The 18,789-nt window shown below is 59.3% G+C and carries 10 protein-coding genes and 2 pseudogenes; 8 read left to right on the top strand and 4 right to left on the bottom strand.

Annotated features, from left to right (window positions below):
- Positions 1-69 precede the first annotated feature (69 nt).
- The 5 genes and pseudogenes from BN1079_RS06660 to BN1079_RS17575 form a co-directional block, all read left to right on the top strand.
- Positions 70-1,683 (top strand): annotated as a pseudogene (locus BN1079_RS06660) (ShlB/FhaC/HecB family hemolysin secretion/activation protein); the annotation flags it as partial.
- A 180-nt stretch (positions 1,684-1,863) separates the two neighbouring features.
- Positions 1,864-2,382, top strand: a complete 519-nt coding sequence (locus tag BN1079_RS17705) for a toxin-activating lysine-acyltransferase (RefSeq protein WP_171819325.1) — start codon at positions 1,864-1,866, stop codon at positions 2,380-2,382.
- A gap of 52 nt (positions 2,383-2,434) precedes the next feature.
- Complete coding sequence (locus BN1079_RS17580; RefSeq protein WP_052114441.1) at positions 2,435-9,352, top strand: hemagglutinin repeat-containing protein; 6,918 nt, start codon at positions 2,435-2,437, stop codon at positions 9,350-9,352.
- A gap of 983 nt (positions 9,353-10,335) precedes the next feature.
- Positions 10,336-10,944, top strand: coding sequence for a tetratricopeptide repeat protein (locus BN1079_RS06650; RefSeq protein WP_037023182.1), 609 nt, complete (start codon positions 10,336-10,338; stop codon positions 10,942-10,944).
- 66 nt (positions 10,945-11,010) lie between these two features.
- Positions 11,011-11,145 (top strand): annotated as a pseudogene (locus tag BN1079_RS17575) (sorbosone dehydrogenase family protein); the annotation flags it as partial.
- Positions 11,146-11,194: 49 nt separating this feature from the next.
- Here the strand turns inward: BN1079_RS17575 and BN1079_RS06645 are convergent.
- Positions 11,195-12,223, bottom strand: coding sequence for a hypothetical protein (locus BN1079_RS06645; RefSeq protein ID WP_037023181.1), 1,029 nt, complete (start codon positions 12,221-12,223; stop codon positions 11,195-11,197).
- A 347-nt stretch (positions 12,224-12,570) separates the two neighbouring features.
- Here BN1079_RS06645 and BN1079_RS06640 point away from each other — a divergent pair, with 347 nt between their 5' ends.
- From BN1079_RS06640 to BN1079_RS06630, 3 genes are read left to right on the top strand one after another with little or no spacing between them, the layout of a single operon-like run.
- On the top strand, positions 12,571-13,494 hold the full coding sequence (locus BN1079_RS06640; protein ID WP_037023180.1) for an ATP-binding cassette domain-containing protein: 924 nt from the start codon (positions 12,571-12,573) through the stop codon (positions 13,492-13,494).
- On the top strand, positions 13,491-14,222 hold the full coding sequence (locus BN1079_RS06635; RefSeq protein WP_037023179.1) for an ABC transporter permease subunit: 732 nt from the start codon (positions 13,491-13,493) through the stop codon (positions 14,220-14,222). The genes BN1079_RS06640 and BN1079_RS06635 overlap by 4 nt, the downstream gene beginning before the upstream one ends.
- Positions 14,223-14,232: 10 nt before the next feature.
- On the top strand, positions 14,233-16,074 hold the full coding sequence (locus BN1079_RS06630; RefSeq protein ID WP_037023178.1) for a GldG family protein: 1,842 nt from the start codon (positions 14,233-14,235) through the stop codon (positions 16,072-16,074).
- A 316-nt stretch (positions 16,075-16,390) separates the two neighbouring features.
- Here BN1079_RS06630 and BN1079_RS06625 read toward each other — a convergent pair whose 3' ends face one another.
- Genes BN1079_RS06625 through dapE form a run of 3 tightly spaced genes read right to left on the bottom strand, consistent with a single transcriptional unit; the run spans position 16,391 to position 18,757 of the window.
- Positions 16,391-16,762 carry a hypothetical protein gene (locus BN1079_RS06625; RefSeq protein ID WP_037023176.1) on the bottom strand — a complete coding sequence of 124 codons (372 nt, stop codon included), beginning with the start codon at positions 16,760-16,762 and terminating at the stop codon, positions 16,391-16,393.
- A gap of 46 nt (positions 16,763-16,808) precedes the next feature.
- A complete protein-coding gene (locus BN1079_RS06620) occupies positions 16,809-17,615 on the bottom strand; it encodes a putative RNA methyltransferase (protein WP_037023174.1) in 807 nt (268 codons plus the stop codon).
- The gene (gene dapE, locus BN1079_RS06615) at positions 17,609-18,757 is read right to left on the bottom strand and encodes a succinyl-diaminopimelate desuccinylase (RefSeq protein WP_037023172.1); all 1,149 of its coding nucleotides are present in this window, start codon (positions 18,755-18,757) and stop codon (positions 17,609-17,611) included. The genes BN1079_RS06620 and dapE overlap by 7 nt, the downstream gene beginning before the upstream one ends.
- Between the last annotated feature and the right edge of the window lie 32 nt (positions 18,758-18,789).

Here is an 18,789-nt window from a genome sequence, read left to right as displayed (position 1 = left end):
AGCAATCGCTCAGGGATGAACGCGTGATAATGGACCCGTATTAGGAGTTCAATTTCACAAGGACGCGAAATGTTTTTTCCCTCTCGGAGCAGGGGGCTACTGCTTTGCCGTGCGGGCAAGTCGGCGGTAGCCTTTTGTCATGCCTCTTTAGTCGCACCGACTTTCAAGCATGCTTTGCTGGTTTCTCTGCTGATCCTGGCTGGCCCCGCTGCGGCTGCCGATTCAGTGCTGGGACAGGAATTACTGCGCCAGCAGGAGCGCGAGCGCGCTCAGCGTGAAAAGCTAGAACCTTCTCCTGACGTGCGCTTTGAACTGCCGGGAGCGCAGTTTGACGGCGACCGGCTACCCGAACAGGAAACGCCTTGTTTTGCCATTCACCATATTCAGCTGCTGGGCGAGGCAGCGCCTGCTTTTCAGTGGGCGCTAAGTGCCGCCAACCCCGCGGATGACCCAGCTCTAGGTCGTTGTCTGGGAGCTACCGGCATCAACCTGAGTATGAAACGCATCCAGAATGCGATCGTTGCCCGAGGCTTCGTCACCACTCGTGTACTGGCCGAGCCCCAGGACCTGAACCAGGGGACGCTCCGCTTGACCCTGGTACCAGGCCGCATCCGCAACATCCGTTTCGCCGAGAACAGCAGTAGCAGGGCCAGGATCTGGAATGCCGTGCCTGCTAACTCGGGCGATCTGCTCAACTTGCGCGATATCGAACAGGCCTTGGAGAACTTCAAGCGGGTTCCTACTGCCGAGGCTGATATCCAGATCGTTCCGGCAGAAGGTGCTGACGCCAAGCCTGGCGAAAGTGATGTGGTGATCCATTGGAAACAGGCGCTACCGTTGCGCCTGAGCCTGTCCCTGGACGACTCAGGCAGCGACTCGACGGGCAAGTACCAGGGTAACGTGGCGCTGTCGTTTGACCACCTGCTGACCCTCAATGATCTGTTTTACCTAAGCTACAACCACGATCTGGGCGGCGGACAATCCGGTGAGCGTGGTAGCAAGGGGCATACCCTGCATTATTCGTTGCCCTACGGTTACTGGATGCTGGGGATCACCGCCAGCGAGTACGACTACCACCAGAGCGTGGCGGGAGCGAGCCAGACCTATCGTTACAGTGGGCATAGCCGCAACAACGAAGTGCGCCTTTCTCGCCTTCTGTATCGCGACGGAGTGCGCAAGACCATAGCCGCTCTCGGTGGCTGGACCCGTTCATCAAGCAACCATATCGACGATACCGAGATCGAAGTGCAGCGTCGGCGCATGGCGGGGTGGGCGTTTGACCTCAGCCACCGTGAGTTTGTCGGCACCAGTACCCTTGACCTTGGCCTCGGCTACCGACGTGGCACTGGAGCCCACAACTCCCTAAGGGCACCGGAAGAGGATTTCGGTGAAGGCACCTCGCGCGCTGCGATCATCACCGCCCACGCCCAAGCGCACGTGCCCTTCGAGCTAGCCCGCCAGCGCCTGCGCTACACCGGTAGCTGGCGTGCGCAGTGGAATCGAACGCCGCTGGTACCGCAGGACCGATTCTCCATCGGCGGCCGCTACACCGTGCGCGGCTTCGATGGCGAGAACATTCTGTCCGCCGAACGAGGCTGGTTGATCCGCAACGATCTGGGCCTGGCTCTGGGACGTAGCGGTCAGGAGCTATATCTGGGGTTGGATTACGGCGAGGTGGGCGGCAGCTCCAGCGAGTGGCTGCTTGGCAAGCACTTGGCCGGTGCTGTCATCGGCCTGCGCGGTGGTTACAAGGCTCTCTCTTACGACCTGTTCTGGGGGCAAGCGCTCGACAAGCCCGATGGCTTCAAGACCGCCGACAGCACCACCGGGATTCAATCTCAACTTGTCGTTCTGAGGAAGGCCATGCGCTTCGATACCCTGGATTTCACCGCCCCCGGTCTGTTTGACAGCCCTTGGAACGAAGCCGAGGTCCTCGGCTCCGCCGTCTGGTTGTGGATGCATTCACCAGCGCATCGTGATGCGCCGCTGCACAGTCTGTCGGCTTTGCTGCTGCCGGCGCTCAAGCACAAGCAGTTCATCCTTGCTTGCGAGCAGGGCAAGCCGGTGTTCTACCTGTCTTGGCTGAACCTAAGCGCGCAGGCGCAGGCGCGTTACCTGCGTGAGTCACCGCTGTGCATTCCCGACGCGGACTGGAACAGCGGGGACTGCATGTGGATTCACGATTGGGTTGCGCCGTTCGGCCATACCCAGCAGATCACCCGCCTACTGCAACGCAGGCTCCTGGCCAACCGCTGCGCTCGGGCGCTGTACCACCGTGGTGAAGAGCGGGGCCTGCGGGTAAAGACTTTCCAGGGGATCGGCGTGATGCCCGCCGAAGCGCGCGCCTGGTTCGAAGCCCATCCGCTGCCGTCCGCCAGCTAGCGCACGCCACTTCAATTGTCGTCACGTTATTTGTCACGCAAAGGGAATTGCAATGAACAAACATCTGTACCGGATCGTTTTCAACAAGGCGCGCAACCTGCTAATGGTTGTCGCCGAAAACGTGACCAGCAACGTCAAGGCCCCTGGCTGCACGGGTCGCGGGAAGCAGGCTGGCAGTACTTGTGTGGTTCGCCTGCAACCCTTGCGGTTTTCTCTGATGACGGCGCTTGGCCTAGTGATACTGATCGGGCCACAGGCCCACGCCGATATCATCGCTGACCGCAATGCGCCGGGTAACCAGCGACCCACTGTGCTCGATAGCGGCAACGGCACGCCTTTAGTGAATATCCAGACGCCCAGCGCCGCCGGTGTGTCGCGCAACCTCTACAGTCAGTTTGACGTGGATGGTCGGGGTGCCATCCTCAATAACTCGCGGGGCAACGTAAAAACCCAGCTTGGCGGCTGGGTCGAGGGCAACCCCTGGCTGGCCAAAGGAAGCGCTCGGGTGATCCTCAACGAGGTCAACTCCAGCAACCCAAGTCGTTTGCATGGATACGTCGAGGTAGCCGGCCAACGTGCCGAGCTGGTGATCGCCAACCCTGCGGGAATCACCTGTAATGGCTGCGGCTTCATCAACGCCAATCGTACGACCCTAACCACTGGCCAGCCGCTGCTTAACGGCGGTCGGCTCGATGGCTATCTGGTACAGGACGGCAGGGTGGTCATTGAGGGTGCCGGGCTGGACGCCAGTCGCAGTGATTACACGGCAATCATCGCGCGCTCAGTGGAAGTCAACGCTGGCATCTGGGCCAATGACCTGGCTGTGGTCGCTGGGGCCAACCGGGTAAGTGCCGACCAGCAGCAGATCAGCGCGGCGCCGGGCAAGGGAGCGGCCGCCGGCGTTGCTATCGACGTCGCCCAACTGGGCGGCATGTATGCTGGCAAGATCACCCTGGTGGGCAACGAGGCCGGCGTGGGTGTGCGCAATGCAGGAAAGATCGGTGCCAGCGCCGGTGAGGTGGTCATCAGCGCCGACGGCCGTTTAGAAAACTTAGGCAGCATCGCCAGCGCCACGGCTGTTCGGGTAGAGGTCGGCGGCGACCTGCTCAACAACACCGGGCAGATGCAGGCCCTGGGTGACATTCAGGTCGTGGCAGGCGGGCAGGTCGATAACCGCACCGGCCTGCTACGTGCCGGTCAGGAACTGCGCTTGGTCGCCGAGAGCCTCGATAACAGGGCGACCCAAAATGCCGAACAGGGTATCGAAGGGCGCTCGCTGGCCATCAGCGCAGATCAGATTGACAACACCGCAGGGGAATTGCGCGCCGACGGTGACATGAAGCTGAGCAGCGATGGCGGTCTGGACAATACCCGCGGACAGATTGCCGCTGGCCGTGATCTGCGTATCGCTGCGAGTGATCCAGCGGTGGCCGGCCCGAGCATAGAAAATACCGACGGCACCCTGATTGCCGGGCGGGCACTCGCCATCAAGGCTGACCACTACAGTGGGGATGGACAGGCACTGAGTCTTGGCGACTTGTCCCTGCAGCTGAGCGGCGACTACCAGCATAGCGGGCTGCTACAGGCGGGTGGCGATCTGGATTTGAAGCTGGCCGGATCCTTGAGCAACCAGGGTGAGTTGCTGGCGGGCGAGCGCCTTGTCCTTCAGGCTGCCGAGTTGGCCAACCAGTCCGGTGGCGAAATCACCGCCAGCCAGGGACACATCCAGGTAGCGGGTGAACTGAGCAACCGTGGTCTGATCGACGGCGAGCAGGTCGAACTGCGCGCCACGCATTTGACTAACCTCGGTACAGGGCGAATCTACGGCGATACCCTGAGCATCGAAGCGGATAGTCTGCGCAACGATGTCGAGCAGGGCGAGACCAGCGTGATCGCCGCTCGTGAGCGTATGGACATAGGTGCGCGGGTCGTCGCCAACCGGGAGCAGGCGCTGATCTTCAGTGCTGGCGATTTGGCCATCGGCGGCCACCTGGACGCGGACGGTCGCGCCAGCGGCCAGGCCGAGACTCTGCACAACGCTAGCGCCACCATCGAAGCCCTTGGTGACCTGGCGCTGAACGTGCGCAACGTACGCAACAGCAACGAGCACTTCAGCACCGAAGTGGTCGAGGTATCGCGCGAAGCTAGACGGGAATTCCAACTAAGCGGCTCGGCCAACCGCTACGGCTCGGATCGGATTTCCACCTACACCGACGAAGTGCTGTATTTGGTGACCCCCGAAGGGCGGCGCGACAACTGGAATCGCTACGACTACACCCGCGTGGTCAATGAGACCCGGATCAAGACCAGCGCTCCCGGCCAGATACTTGCTGGCGGCAACCTCGCCATCGACGCCGAAGAGGTAGTCAACGACAAGAGTCAGATCATCGCCGGCGGCCTGCTCCAGGCCAATATCGACAGCCTGACCAACACCGAGGTGGCGGGCCAGCGCGTAACCAGCGATAGCGGCACGGTGACCAACTTCTACCGCATCCAGCGCAAGGGCCGAGACCGTCAGGGCAGCCGGAGTAGCGCCTATCGACCGGCAAGCAGTATCCAGGAAATCAGCCTGCAACCCAGTGTCTATGAACAACACGGCACGCCGAGCGGTAGTGGCCTGGGTCTTGGTCCTGTCGTCTCGGTACCGTCGCTTGATCAGCAGAATGCCAGCGGCATCGTTCAGCAGGTGCGCAGCGCCAGCCTGGCGCTTCAAGTGCCGAGCAGCGCCCTGTTCCGTCCCAGCAGCAGCGCCAGCTATCTGGTCGAAACCGACCCGCGTTTTGCCAATTACCGTAACTGGCTATCGTCCGATTACATGCTGCAACGGCTTTCCGTGGACCCAGCGACCGCGCAGAAACGCCTGGGCGATGGCTTTTACGAACAGAAGCTAATCCGTGAACAGGTCGCACAACTGACTGGCCGGCGCTTCCTTGAGGGCCATGCCGACGACGAAGCCCAGTATCTGGCCCTGATCGACAGCGCCGTGACCCTGGCCCAGGCCTGGCAACTGGTGCCGGGCGTGGCCCTTAGCGCCGAGCAGATGGCGCAGTTGACCAGCGATATTGTCTGGCTTGTGGAGCGTGAGGTGACCCTGGCCGATGGCACCACTACCTTGGCTCTGGTGCCGCAGGTCTATGTGCGTGTGCGTGAGGGCGACCTAGACGGGCACGGCGCATTGCTTGCCGGGCAAACTCTGCAACTCGACCTAAGCGGCGACCTGGTCAACAGCGGCAGCCTTGGCGCGCGAGGCGTCGCAACAATCAGCGCTGAGAACATCGACAATCTCGGCGGGCGCATCCAGGCCAACGCCGTTGGTCTACAAGCGCGTAGCGACCTGAACAACCTTGGCGGTCTGATCAGCGCGGGCGACAACCTTAGCGTCACGGCAGGGCGCGACCTCAACCTGATTGCCAACCGCCAGACCACCCGGAGCGAGCAGGGCAGCCGGGAGATGGTATCGCGCATTGCCGGGCTGTTCGTCTCCGAGCCGGCAGGGCAACTGCTCGCTGCAGCGGGACGCGATCTTCGTCTGCAGGCCGCGCAGGTAGTAAATAGCGGTGAAGGCGGGCAGACCCTCCTGGCCGCCGGGCGGGACGTTGATATTGGTTCTGTGCAGGAAAGTCATAGCCAGGCCATCACTTGGGACAGCGCCAACTGGCGCAAGGAGTCCGGTAGTCGCGAAGTCGGTAGCAGCATCCAGACTCAGGGGGATCTGCAGCTTCAAGCCGGCAACGATCTCAATCTGCGCGCGTCGAGTGTCGGTGCCGGGGGCGCTTTGTTCGCTAGCGCCGCGCGCGATATCCGGCTCAGTGCCGGCAGCCAAACCCGTAATGTGGATGAGGCGCACAGGTCCGTTGGTCGCAGCGGTATTAGCGCAAAAACCACGAATACCCGGGACAGCTTCAGCGACAACCAGGCACAAACCAGCAGTCTGACCGGCGCTCAAACGGTGCTCCGGGCTGGCCGCGATATCGGCAGCGAAGGGGCGCGTCTGGAGGGCAGCGACGAATTGCTGTTGATCGCCCAGCGCGATATCAGCCTTCTGGCGGCCACCAGCAGCGGTAATCAGGCCAGCAGCAAATTACGCAAGAGCATGACCTCCGCCGACTCACGCAGCAGTCGAAACAGCTGGCAAAGCCCCGAAGGCAGCAATCTACAGGGCGGTGACATCGAGCTGCACGCTGGCCAGGACATCAAATTGCAGGGGGCTGTAATGCGTGCCGAAGGCTCAGCCCTTCTCAGCGCCGACCGCGATATCGACATTAGCAGCGCCATACATAGTCAGAACAGCAGCAGTGCAAGGCAGGCGAGTCGCCTGGGTTTTGCACACCATGCATTGCTGGCCCATGAGCAAAAGGCTCAGCAGGGGCAGCAGAGTCAGCACGAGGCGGTGGGCAGTCTGCTCAGTGCAGACAGCCTGCATTTGGACAGCGGCCGTGATACCCGCATCGCCGGCAGCCAACTGGTGACCGACGGCAATATCGACATCAATGCGGGTCGCGACCTGCTTATCGCCAGCAGCGAGAGCCAGGCCAGCCATAGCAGCAAGACCAGTAGCCGCAAGACTGGCGAGATCGGCGAGTGGTGGCAGCCGGCCATGGGTAGCGTCAAACAAAGCGAAAAGACCCAGGGTGAAACCATCCGCCAGGTCGGCAGCCGAATCGCTTCGCTTGAAGGCGACATCAGCCTCAAGGCTGGCGAAGCGTACAGGCAGACGGCGAGCCAGGTCATGGCGCTGCAAGGTGATATCGACATCGAAGCACGACAGGTGGCCATCGAGGCCGGGCACGATCGCCTCAGTCACAGACAAACTCACAGTACCGGCAGAACGGCATTGGGTGGCACTGTCAGCGTTCCCCTGGTGGACGCGGTGCAAAGCATGCAGCAGATGGGCAAGGCTGCTAGTCGCACGGATGACAGCCGCCTGCAAGCCCTGGCCGCCGCAACGACCGCGATGCAGATCAACAACGCGCTGGACAGCGGTACAGCGCTGATGAACGGTAACCTGGGTGGTATCAAGATCAGCGCCAATCTGAGCAACAGCAAGAGCAGCAGTACCACCACCCAGAGCGGGCGTAACGTGGTAGGCAGCGGCGTTATCGCTGGCGGCGATCTGAATATCAGCGCCCGTGGCGACGGTAACAGTGACATACGTGTGATCGGTAGCCAGCTTAAAGCTGGCAATGACCTCAGCCTGCACGCGGATGGAGAGATAAACCTTCTGGCTGCGCAGAACACCGCCGAGCAACACAGCAAAAACGCTGGCAGCGGCTGGAGTGTCGGCGTCGGCTTTGCGCTCGGTGGCAGCCAGAACGGCTTCACACTGGAGCTGGCGGCCAATAAGGCGCGTGGCAAGGCTGATGGCGAAGACCTGACCCACAGCAATACCTATGTCACGGCGGGCAATACCCTCAGCCTCACCTCAGGCGGTGACACCAACCTAAAGGGCGCGGTGGCCAGCGGTAAAAAGGTGGTGGCTGATATCGGCGGCGATCTCAACCTGAAAAGCCTTCAGGACACCAGCAGCTATCAGTCGAAGCAGAGCAGCACCGGGGTAGGGCTAAGTCTGTGCATTCCGCCGTTCTGCTACGGCTCGTCCAGCGGCAGCGGCTCCGTTAGCCAACAGAAGATCAACAGCGACTACGTCAGCGTGACCGAACAAACCGGCATCAAAGCGGGTGACGGTGGCTTCCAAATTAAAACCGTAGGCAACACCGACCTCACGGGCGCGATGATTACCAGCAGTGACCAAGCCGTAACAGACAACAAGAACAGTCTGAACACCGGTACTCTGACCCATTCGGATTTACTCAATAGGGCCGAAGCCAGTGCCAAGAATAACGGTTTCAGTTTGAGTAGTGACTTTTTTACTCAAGGTAAATACGGCGCTGCCAAAGGCATTATCGGTAATGCTATTGATAATGGTGCTGCCGAGGATGACTCATCCGGTAGAACCCTGAGTGCCGTAAGCCAAGGCACCATTGTGGTTACCGATGGGGTAGCACAACTGGAGAAAACCGGGAAGACCGTCGACGAAACTCTGGCGAGCCTGAGTCGTGATACCAAGTCTATTCATACTGCCGCGCAGCGGCTGGATGCGCGGGACTTGGCACATCAAGCAGAAGCGGTACAGATTATCAATAAAGCGATATTTGCAGAGGCAGCCAAGTTCTCCGATGAAGCTTACCGCACCATGTTCTTGAAGGACCACGTGATATATGAAGTGATTCGTGGTGAAGATGGAAAGATTGCCATCGATGAAAATGGTAAGGCGCTAGTTAGAGAGCTCTCTCAGAGCGAGAAGGTGAGCCTGCAAGCGGGCAGTGGCGGACGAGTTAAAGTTTTTACCAACGGAATTTTCAACGACGAAGATGCCGCATTAGGCTATACCGCACAGAATATTCCAGGAGGGGCTGAGACAATATACTTAGTAGCCTTCCCGCAAACCGACAGTTTGGTCGCTGAGTTGATGGTGGCAGGGTATCAGAGCTTTCTGGAAAATGATTTATGGGGTTTGGCGAACGCCACCGTAGAAATTAAAGACCTCATGAAGTTATATGGAGAAAGTGGGCTGGATTTGTCAGGGCATAGCCGTGGCAGTATGACCATCGGAAATGCTCTAGAGTCGTTGCAAAGAGAGAGTGATGGAAAAGAGCCATTGAGCGATACCTTAATTCGCTTTTTCGGCCCAGCCTATAACGCGGAAAAGGCAGCAGGTATGCTGTATGAAATGAGCGAGGGTCGCCAAGACACGGTATATCTGCAAAACCATAAATATGACTTCGTGGGGGTTGCGCTGGGTAATAACCCGGCCACCTATGAGACTGTTCCAAATAAGAGTTACAAGATAAGGGAGTGGATAAATATTCTTAAGGACAGTCCGACGGTGCACAGTTGCTATGGTAATGCTTCAGATAAATGTATTACTGCATACGGGAAGGCAGAGGTTATGGAGATAAAGCGCCAATGAAAATGGCGAATAAAATAGTAATTTCTTGTTTTTTGGTAGGGGTGTCCGGATGCATTAATCCTGAGGCGTTTCGCCCGTCGCCGCCATATTATGAATCATGGGGAAAGATGGGTGCGACTGAGTTGGATGTAAAAAAAGCATTGTTGGAGTGTGGAGATACTCATCCGGCAGGTGGGCCTAAGGAAAGTTTAAACGAAGTAGCTTTAGTTTACTATTGCATGGTTGGATATGGTTACACTCCTCGCGGCTTTAAAGGGCGTATAGAGGACTCGACAAGTTTATGTCGCATTCATGCGGACCTGCCAATTTGCCAACCTGACGCGCTAGTTCCAAAACCTAGCATCGAGCTGCGATTAAATAGTAGGTATTGCCGTCAATATCTAAATTACAATGATTGTTTATCTTATTTGTCGAGCAGTAGCGTCGGTGTTCATGTGTGTTCCAGGCGAAGCTATAGGGCGCCACCGTTAGAATGCTTGCCTTGAACGATCAGCGTGTATTTGCAAATCCATAGGTTGAATTTGTGGGGCCTTGCTAGTTAACTGTCCGGTCACTATACGGTCGTTCCTGATAAAATTACCAGCTAAAGGAGTGTATGTGTATTCTTAAAGGTGGTTCTGTGGAGCTTGGTTGTTATGGTGCGGTTTCGGTTGCACGGAAACAGCAGAGCAAGCAATGAAAAGGCTTCATAATAACCTTTCTCTTTAGTTTTGGACGTTTTTATCTGGTTATAGGGTCTTCCGGTAGTTCGCACTGGGTGGCGTAAGGAAGGTTCATGGGTGGTGGTAACTATAATCAATTAGGGGGCTGTCCCGAATATTACTGTCCCTAATATGAAATGGCTTGTTGCACCATAAGGTCGGATTATGCATGTCTAAATCTTTTCAGGGGTGGCAGGTCAGGCAATAATAGCGGTGCCGTAATATTAAGGCTTTGCCGCTTGAGGGCGGCTTGGCTGGATTTTTTAATACCAAGGAGGGATTATGAGGTTCACTAGGTTTACATTTTTTTTCATTGCGGTGCTCTCGTTAACTGGTTGTGTTTCGGCTATTCAAACAAAGAACGTAAGAAACTATACCCTCATGGGTATGCAGGCTCAGGCAGTTGGGAATTGGGACTTGGCTCGCAGAGCTTATGCGAGGGCAGTTGTGAATGCTGAGTTAGCGAAATTACCGCCAGCAGTACGCTCTGTTTTAACGTACGAATATGGGCGGGCATTGGGGGTTACGTGCTTTTTTGAGCTTTCTGAGTCAGAGCTGAACTTGGCTTACAAACTCGATAAAGAGGCTGGCAATCCTCTCTATTTGTCCTTGGTTGAGCTAGCTAGGTTGAGTTTGGATCAGAATAAGTATCATGAGGCGGTGGGTTACTTTGCAAAAGCTATAGTTGAGTTTGATAAAGAAGATTTCGCCGCGAATGCGCCTATCGGTTATGCAGATGTACTTGCCGAGTACGCGGCATCTCTATCAGCAATTGATAAAAAGAGTGAGGCTTCTTCTATCATGCATAAGGCAGCTGAAATAAGAGCCGCTAACCCGCAAGGACGTTCCATAACAGATCGAACGCCTTACGGGAAATTCTGTACCGCCTGAGAGCGGGTTGAGCAGAAGGAATGACAGTTGTCCGATCAGCGTCGGTGAGAATATAGCTAAATGAAGTTCGTGACGGGCTTTCGCACGGACGACGGCAAGACCCGTGGCCGCCCCGTCGGTGTGGCGGTCGATCCGAAAGGCGCGCTGATCCTCGCCGACGATCTGGCTAATACCGTGTGGAGGGTGAGTCGCAATCAATAAGTGCAGCCGCTAGGGCGGCTGCACTTCGCAGGAAACTGATCGAGAGCGATCAATGGCGCCTCTCGATCAGCTCTCGCATTGGTGTGGGCAGCATTCCGTACAGCTTGTTGCTAATGGTCTGTTCGTGGCGCTGCCAGAGTATGCCGAGGTAGATAACTCCAAGGCCGATGATGGTCAGGACGAAAGGGAAGATGATGCTATCCCTGAACACATCGTAAGCCAGGTGAGCAAAGTAGCTCGTCGCACCCAGGCCGCCCAGAACGGCAAACAGCCTGCGCGAAAGTACAGCCCCGACAGCGATCATTGCCAGGTTGATGCACAGGTAGATGAACCTGTCCAACTCACTGTCAAGGTACATCGTGGACAGACCGCACCAGAAGGCTATGGCGCCAAACAGATAGAGCCAGAACGCATAGTCCTGTCGAGTGCGGATATCAACCCAGAAGCCCAGCAGTGCGATAAGCAGGCCAAACCACAGGGATACGAACTTTCGCAGCTCCCAGGGGGTGCCCATTTCGTTGAACAGAAAAGGTGCCAGATCCATGCTCAGGTACCAGAGCGTCGCCGCGATGGGCATTACCAGGAATGGCAGGCGGTAACGCCAAAGCATGATTACGCCGCACGCTAGCGTGGCGAGTTCCATGAACAGCCAGCGCCAATCGATATGGGTGTGGTAATTGCGCAAATACCTCCCATCAGCCCACCAGCCCAGTGCAACCTGCAGGCCATAAATCGCCAGTGGTGTGAGGGCGACGACAAAGGCTGCGGTGATGCCGGCGGGAATACGCAGTCGGGATTTTCTCAGGAAGAATTCGGTGAGCCAGAGTCCTGCACCGGCATAGGCAAGGGCAATGGAGAACAGGCCCCAGCCACCGAAGCGTTCCCAGCCCAGGGTCATGAACAGGCTCATAGCGCCGATGGCGATCAGCCCGCCGAGGTAGTAAAGGATGTGTGTTGAGCGGAACTCTGGTTTGTCCTTCCTGCGTTCATCCAGAAACGCCCAGAGCCGATCTGCCTGCTGCTCGCTGAGCAGCCCTTCTTTTGTCGCTTCCTTGAGGAGGCTGCGATTCAGTTGCATGCGAACTCCTAACATTTGATGAAAGGGGTGCTTTGAACCCGCTAGAGGCCCGTGCACCTTACGCCAGCACGACTTCTTATTCAGCCGATAGCTCGATACTTCTGCAGGCAGAAAACGGCGGGGCCTTTGCCGCGTCGCATCAAGGGTGCCGTCACTCGCCGCACCAAGCCAATTTCGGCTGGTGGACAAATAGCGTGCTCCTGCGAAAACTTCGGTCAATTATCCATCCTTTCGGGCCGTTGCATTCGCGGCGTTCATCTTCATATAGTGCCGCCGGCATTTTTTGCAGGCTCGGCGCGTAGGGCTTGAGTGGGGCGCCGGGCCTTGATCGTATGGATGAGAGAGCAATGATCGAACTAAGAGATCTGACCAAACGATTTGCTCGGCACACAGCGGTGGACGCGCTGTCATTCAGCGTCCAGCCTGGCGAGGTGCTGGGTTTTCTCGGGCCCAATGGCGCCGGCAAGTCCACCACCATGAAAATGCTGACCGGCTTTCTCGCGCCGACTTCAGGATCGGCGAGCATCTTCGGCTGCGATATCCAGACCCAGACGCTGCAGGCCCAGCGGCAGATCGGATATCTGCCCGAAGGTGCGCCCTGTTACGGCGATATGACGGTGCGTGGCTTTCTCGAATTCATCGCCGAAGTGCGCGGTTATCGCGGTGCGGAGAAGAAGCAACGCGTGGCGACCGCTGCGGCTCAGGTAGAGCTGGAAAAGGTTTTGGGGCAGACGATTGAAACCCTGTCCAAGGGCTTCAAGCGCCGGGTCGGGCTGGCTCAGGCGATCCTGCACGACCCAAGAGTGCTGATTCTCGATGAGCCTACCGATGGCCTCGACCCCAATCAGAAACATCAGGTGCGTGAGCTGATTCAGGGGTTGGCACAGGACAAGATCGTCATCATCTCCACCCACATTCTCGAAGAGGTGACGGCGGTCTGTACCCGTGCGCTGGTCATCGCCAGCGGCCGGCTAGTGGCTGACAGCACACCGATGGAGCTGGAAAGCCGCTCGAAATATCACCAGGCAGTTACGCTGGTCAGCGATGCGCCGCTGGACGATCTGGCGCTGGATTCTCTGCCGGGTGTGGCTGGTGTGGAGGTCAATCACGCGGCGCACAGCGTTACTGTGCTCGCAGAGCCTGGGCGGGTGATCTTTCCCCAGGTCAATGCGCTGATCAGCCAGCGCGGCTGGGCCGTGAAGGAGCTGGCGGTGGAGCGTGGCCGGCTGGATGAAGTGTTTCGCAATCTGACGCGTGGGGAGGCGCTATGAGCCAGTTGCCGGTGATTTTCAAGCGCGAGCTGGGCAGCTACTTCGCCACCCCGCTGGCCTATGTGTTCATCCTGATCTTTCTGGTGTTGTCGGGGGTGTTCACCTTCTACCTTGGCGACTTCTACGAGCGCGGCCAAGCGGATCTGGTGCCCTTTTTCGGCTTCCATACCTGGCTCTACCTGTTCCTGATCCCGGCCATTGCGATGCGGCTGTGGGCCGAGGAGCGCAAGTCCGGCTCCATCGAGTTGCTGATGACATTACCCATCACGCGCTTCGAGGCGGTCACGGGCAAGTTCCTTGCCGCCTGGGTATTCGCAGGGCTTGCGCTATTGTTGACCTTTCCCATGGTAATCACCGTCAACTACCTGGGTGAGCCGGACAACGGCGCGATCATCGCTGGTTACCTTGGCAGCTGGCTGCTGGCAGGGGCATTCCTGGCGATTGGCTCGTGCATGTCGGCGCTGGCGAAGAACCAGGTGATCGCCTTCATCCTGGCTGTCAGCGTGAGCTTCCTGTTCATTGTCAGCGGTCTGCCAATGGTGCTCGATGCCTTTGCCTGGGCCCCGCAATGGCTGGTGGACGCGGTGGCCTCGCTGAGTTTCCTGATTCGTTTCGACGCGCTGAGCAAGGGCGTGATCGATCTGCGCGACCTGCTTTATTTCGTCACGCTGATTGTCGCCTGGCTGGCGGCTACGGCAGTAGTTGTCGATCTGAAGAAAGCGGCATAAGGGAGCCCACATGAAACGAGTGATTTATTCAGGAGTCGGGCTGCTGCTGATCGCATTGGCCTTCCTGGCATTCAATATTTCCTCCAGCCTGCTGTTGACCAACGCGCGGCTGGACCTGACCGAACAGAAGCTCTACACGATTTCTGATGGCACGCGGACCATACTTGAGGAGCTGGAGTCACCCATCGAGCTGCAGTTTTTCTACTCCGACACGGCGGTCAAGGAGCTGGTGGTGCTGCGCAACTATGCGCGGCGGGTGGAGGAGCTGTTGCGCGCCTACGAGCGGGCGGCGGGCGGCAAGTTGAATTTGCAGGTGGTCGATCCGCAGCCGTTCTCCGAGGAAGAAGATCGCGCCGCCGAGCTGGGTCTACAGGCGGTGCCGCTGGATCGCGGCGGCGACAAGGTTTACTTCGGCTTGGCTGGTACCAATGCCGAGGGCAATACCCAGACCATTCCATTCTTCCCACTGGATCAGGAGGAGTTTCTCGAATACGAGATCAGCCGCCTGGTGCAGAGCCTCGCCTCGGCGCAGCTACCGGTGGTGGGTGTGCTCTCCGAGTTGCCGATAACCGGTGGTTTCGACTTTCAGCGCCAGCAGATGACGCCGTCATGGATGGTGCTGGAGAATATCCGCCAGCTGTTCCATATCGAAAGCCTGCAGCGCGATATCGATTTGATCCCGGCCCATGTCTCGGTACTGATGCTGGTGCATCCCAAGCAGCTGCCTGAACAAACGCTTTATGCCATCGACCAGTTCGTGCTGCGCGGTGGCAAGCTGCTGGTATTCGTTGACCCCTTTAGCGAGGCCGATCCAGGGTCGGCCATGGGGCCGGGGGGCTTCGCCGAAGAGCGGGCGTCGGATCTGGAGCCGCTGTTCAAGGCCTGGGGCCTGCGCATGCCCGCCGACCAGGTAGTGGCGGATGCATCCTTTGCGATGTCCGTGGGTGTCGGCGCCGAGCGTCGGGCCGTGCGGCATCCCGGCTGGCTGAGCCTGCCGCAACAGGCGCTGGACGGTGATGATATCGCTACGGCCCTGCTGGAGAACCTGACCATGGCCAGCACTGGGTTCCTTGAGCCGCTGGAAGGTGCCAGCACGCGCTTCACACCGCTGATCAGGAGCTCGGGCTATGCCATGCCGGTCGAGGCGGCGCGCTTTGCCACGCTGCAGAATCCCGAAGAGCTGCTGCGCGGACTGGAGCCGACCGGCGAACATTACACCCTGGCCGCACGCATCCAGGGCCCGGCTCAGTCAGCCTATCCGGACGGCATCGAGGGGCGTAAGGATGGCCTCAAGGAAAGCGCCAGCATCAACGTCATCGCGGTAGCCGATACCGATCTGCTCAGCGATCGCATGTGGGTACACGTGCAGGACTTTTTCGGCCAGCGCCTGCCGCAGCCCTGGGCCGACAACAGCAACTTCGTGATCAATGCGTTGGATAACCTGGCCGGCAGTGATGCACTGATCAGCGTGCGCTCACGGGGGCGTTCGGCGCGTCCGTTCGTGGTGGTAGAAGCGCTGCAACGTCAGGCGGAGGATCGTTTCCGCGAGAAGGAGGAGGTTCTGCAGAACCGTTTGGCCGAAACCGAAGCGCAACTGGCCGAGCTGCAGAACGCTGACCCTGAGCAGAGCTTGGAGTTGACGGCCGAACAGCAGGCCGCGCTGCAGGGCTTCATGCAGGAGAAGCTGCGCATACGCAAGGAGCTGCGCGAGGTGCGCTACCAGCTCAATGCCGATATCGAGGCCTTGGGTCGCACCTTGAAGTTCCTGAATATCGCTCTGGTGCCGCTGCTGCTGACGCTGGGTGCGCTGGGGCTGTGGTTCTGGCGCCGGAAAGCGGCAAGGGCGGCTTAGCTTCAGGGAAAGTGCCCAGGGCGGATGTAGCTATTTACATCCACCGGGCCTCTGTCCGGTGGGTCGCCGCCCGTTGGATCGGTGAAGCGTGATCCACCCTACAAGGAGTGGGCCATGCCCACGACCCAGGTGCCCTTTCGACATGGGCACCTTCACGGGCATGGCCCGTTCCCACGTAAGCGTGTGCTATCAGCTTGCAGCAAATAGCCGCCAATGCAGGCGGCTTCGTTTTTGCACATGTCGTTCGGGCAGTTCGCCGGGCGCATATCGCCTCTAGCGTCCGCCACAACAGTGCGAAGACGTGGTGGGTTGGTGGTCAATCCGTGCGCCAGCGAATTTCCTCTTCGCCACGCTCGCTGATGCTGATCCAGCGGTCGGCGTCTTCCTCGGCTTCTTCTTCCAGCCAGCCACCCGGCGCACAGCGGATCTCCACGCCAAGTGCGGCAAAGGCTGCGCGTGCACAGGCAATGTCATCCTCCCAAGGCGTGGTGTCGCTTTCCAGCAGCAAGCTATGCCATTTGCCGACAGCTTTTGGCAGCCAGGTCACCGGAATCTCGCCGGCCTTGCACTTGAACGTCTTGCCCTTTTGCTGCCAGGGCGAGCAGGGACCAACGGCCTCGGCAAGCCAGTCGGTGACGGCCTGTTGGCTGGCATCCTTGAGGTAGATTTCGATATCCGGTTGACGCATGGGCGGTTGCCTTGTGTGAAGTGCTTTTTAAGATTCAGGCGGCCTGTCACTGGTCGCGCTGAATCCAGTCATAGCGTATCGCAACCCGTACCCGCAGGGGCGCGTCGATTACCTTGGCACGGCGTTCGGCACTGGCACGCCAGCCGTGCGGCGTCATGGCCAGCAGGTCGGCGCGGGCCTGGGCATCGTTCAGCTGCAGCTCGTAGCTGAGGGTTTCGCTGTGGGCGAGGCTCATGCCTTCGGGAATCAGTGACAGATGCTTTTCATCGTCGTAGTCGCGTATTTCGTCATATAGCAGGCCGCGCAGCTCCCATAGGTGCTCGCGGGTCGGGCCCATGCGCAACAACCCACCACCGGGAGCGAGCAGGCGTCGTGCCTCAGTCCAGTCCAGCGGACTGAAGACGCTGGCCAGCAGGTTGCAGCTGGCATCGGCCAAGGGAACGCGGGCCATGCTTGCTACCAGCCATTCCAGCTGCGGCGCGCGCTTGCAGGCGCGCTTGACCGCCTCGCGGGAAATATCCAGCGCATAGCCTTCGGCATCCGGCAGGGCGTGGGCGAGCTGCGCGGTGTAGTAGCCCTCGCCGCAACCGATATCCAGCCAGCGAGCCGGCGAGCGCTCAGCCGCCAGCTGTGCCAGGCGCTCGGCCAGCGGCGCATAGTGGCCGCCATCGAGAAAGCGCCGGCGAGCTTCGACCATAGCCTGGTTGTCGCCGGGGTCGCGGCTGTTCTTGTGCTGCACCGGCAACAGGTTGAGGTAGCCCTGACGCGCACGGTCGAAGCGGTGGTTGGCCGGGCAGGCGACGCCATTGTCGACCTTGTGCAGGTCGCCACGGCAAATGGGGCAGATCAGCATGCGAGCAGGTTAACCAGAGTCTGGTAGTAGATGTCGGTCAGCAGGTCGAGATCGCTGGCCAGGATGTGTTCGTCGACCTGGTGAATCGTGGCGTTGACCGGGCCAAGCTCCACCACCTGGGTGCCCAGGGTCGCGATAAAACGGCCGTCGGACGTGCCGCCGCTGGTGGAAGGCGTGGTTTCGCGCCCGGTCACCTTGCGGATGGCCGCCGCGACGCCGTCGAGCAGCTCGCCTGGTTCGGTCAGGAAGGGCAGGCCGGACAGCGCCCAGTCGATGCTCCAATCCAGGCCGTGTTTGTCAAGGATCGCCGCGGTGCGCTGCTTTAAGCCGTCGACCGTGGATTCGGTGGAGAAGCGGAAGTTGAACACCGCCTCCAGCGTGCCGGGGATGACGTTGGTGGCGCCGGTACCGGCGTTGAGGTTGGAGATCTGGAAGCTGGTCGGTGGGAAGAAGGCGTTGCCGTCGTCCCAATGTTCGGCAGCGAGTTCTGCCAGTGCCGGAGCGGCCAGGTGAATCGGGTTCTTCGCCAGGTGTGGATAGGCCACATGGCCCTGCTGGCCACGCACGGTGAGAGTGGCTCCGAGCGAACCGCGTCGGCCGTTCTTCACCACATCGCCCACCAGTGCGGTGCTCGATGGCTCGCCGACGATGCACCAGTCCAGGCGCTGACCGCGTTCACGCAGGCGCTCGACCACTGCCTTGGTGCCATGGTGGGCCGGGCCTTCCTCGTCGCTGGTGATGAGAAAGGCGATCTGCCCCTGATGATCCGGGTAATCGGCAGTGAAGCGCTCGACCGCGATAATCATCGACGCCAGGCTGCCTTTCATATCCGCGGCGCCGCGCCCATGGAGCATGCCGTGCTCGTCGATACGCGCGGCGAACGGCGGGTTCTGCCAGGCCTGCAGCGGGCCGGTGGGGACCACGTCGGTGTGGCCGGCGAAGCACAGCACCGGGCCTTGCGTGCCACGTACCGCCCAGAAATTCTGCACATCCTCGATATGCATCGGCTCGATGGCGAAGCCGCAGGCGGCCAGACGCTCGCTCATCAGCTGCTGGCAGCCTTCATCCAGCGGGGTGACCGATGGACGATTGATCAGCTCGCAGGCGAGTTCGAGAGTTGGCGACAGGGCAGGGGCAGTCATTGGGGCTCCGGTACGGCGGTAAAGGGCGTCAT

The organism is Pseudomonas saudiphocaensis, from assembly GCF_000756775.1.
GTDB classification, from domain to species: Bacteria; Pseudomonadota; Gammaproteobacteria; order Pseudomonadales; family Pseudomonadaceae; genus Stutzerimonas; species Stutzerimonas saudiphocaensis.
The sequence above is the reverse complement of the archived record's forward strand: the minus strand, read 5'-3'. Positions and strand labels throughout refer to the sequence as shown.

Bases quoted from the DNA above. Each gene is read 5' to 3' on its own strand.
- BN1079_RS17705 (WP_171819325.1), top strand. From the start codon at position 1,864: ATGCGCTTCGATACCCTGGATTTCACCGCCCCCGGTCTGTTTGACAGC.
- BN1079_RS17580 (WP_052114441.1), top strand. From the start codon at position 2,435: ATGAACAAACATCTGTACCGGATCGTTTTCAACAAGGCGCGCAACCTG.
- BN1079_RS06650 (WP_037023182.1), top strand. From the start codon at position 10,336: ATGAGGTTCACTAGGTTTACATTTTTTTTCATTGCGGTGCTCTCGTTA.
- BN1079_RS06645 (WP_037023181.1), bottom strand. From the start codon at position 12,223: ATGCAACTGAATCGCAGCCTCCTCAAGGAAGCGACAAAAGAAGGGCTG.
- BN1079_RS06640 (WP_037023180.1), top strand. From the start codon at position 12,571: ATGATCGAACTAAGAGATCTGACCAAACGATTTGCTCGGCACACAGCG.
- BN1079_RS06635 (WP_037023179.1), top strand. From the start codon at position 13,491: ATGAGCCAGTTGCCGGTGATTTTCAAGCGCGAGCTGGGCAGCTACTTC.
- BN1079_RS06630 (WP_037023178.1), top strand. From the start codon at position 14,233: ATGAAACGAGTGATTTATTCAGGAGTCGGGCTGCTGCTGATCGCATTG.
- BN1079_RS06625 (WP_037023176.1), bottom strand. From the start codon at position 16,762: ATGCGTCAACCGGATATCGAAATCTACCTCAAGGATGCCAGCCAACAG.
- BN1079_RS06620 (WP_037023174.1), bottom strand. From the start codon at position 17,615: ATGCTGATCTGCCCCATTTGCCGTGGCGACCTGCACAAGGTCGACAAT.
- dapE (WP_037023172.1), bottom strand. From the start codon at position 18,757: ATGACTGCCCCTGCCCTGTCGCCAACTCTCGAACTCGCCTGCGAGCTG.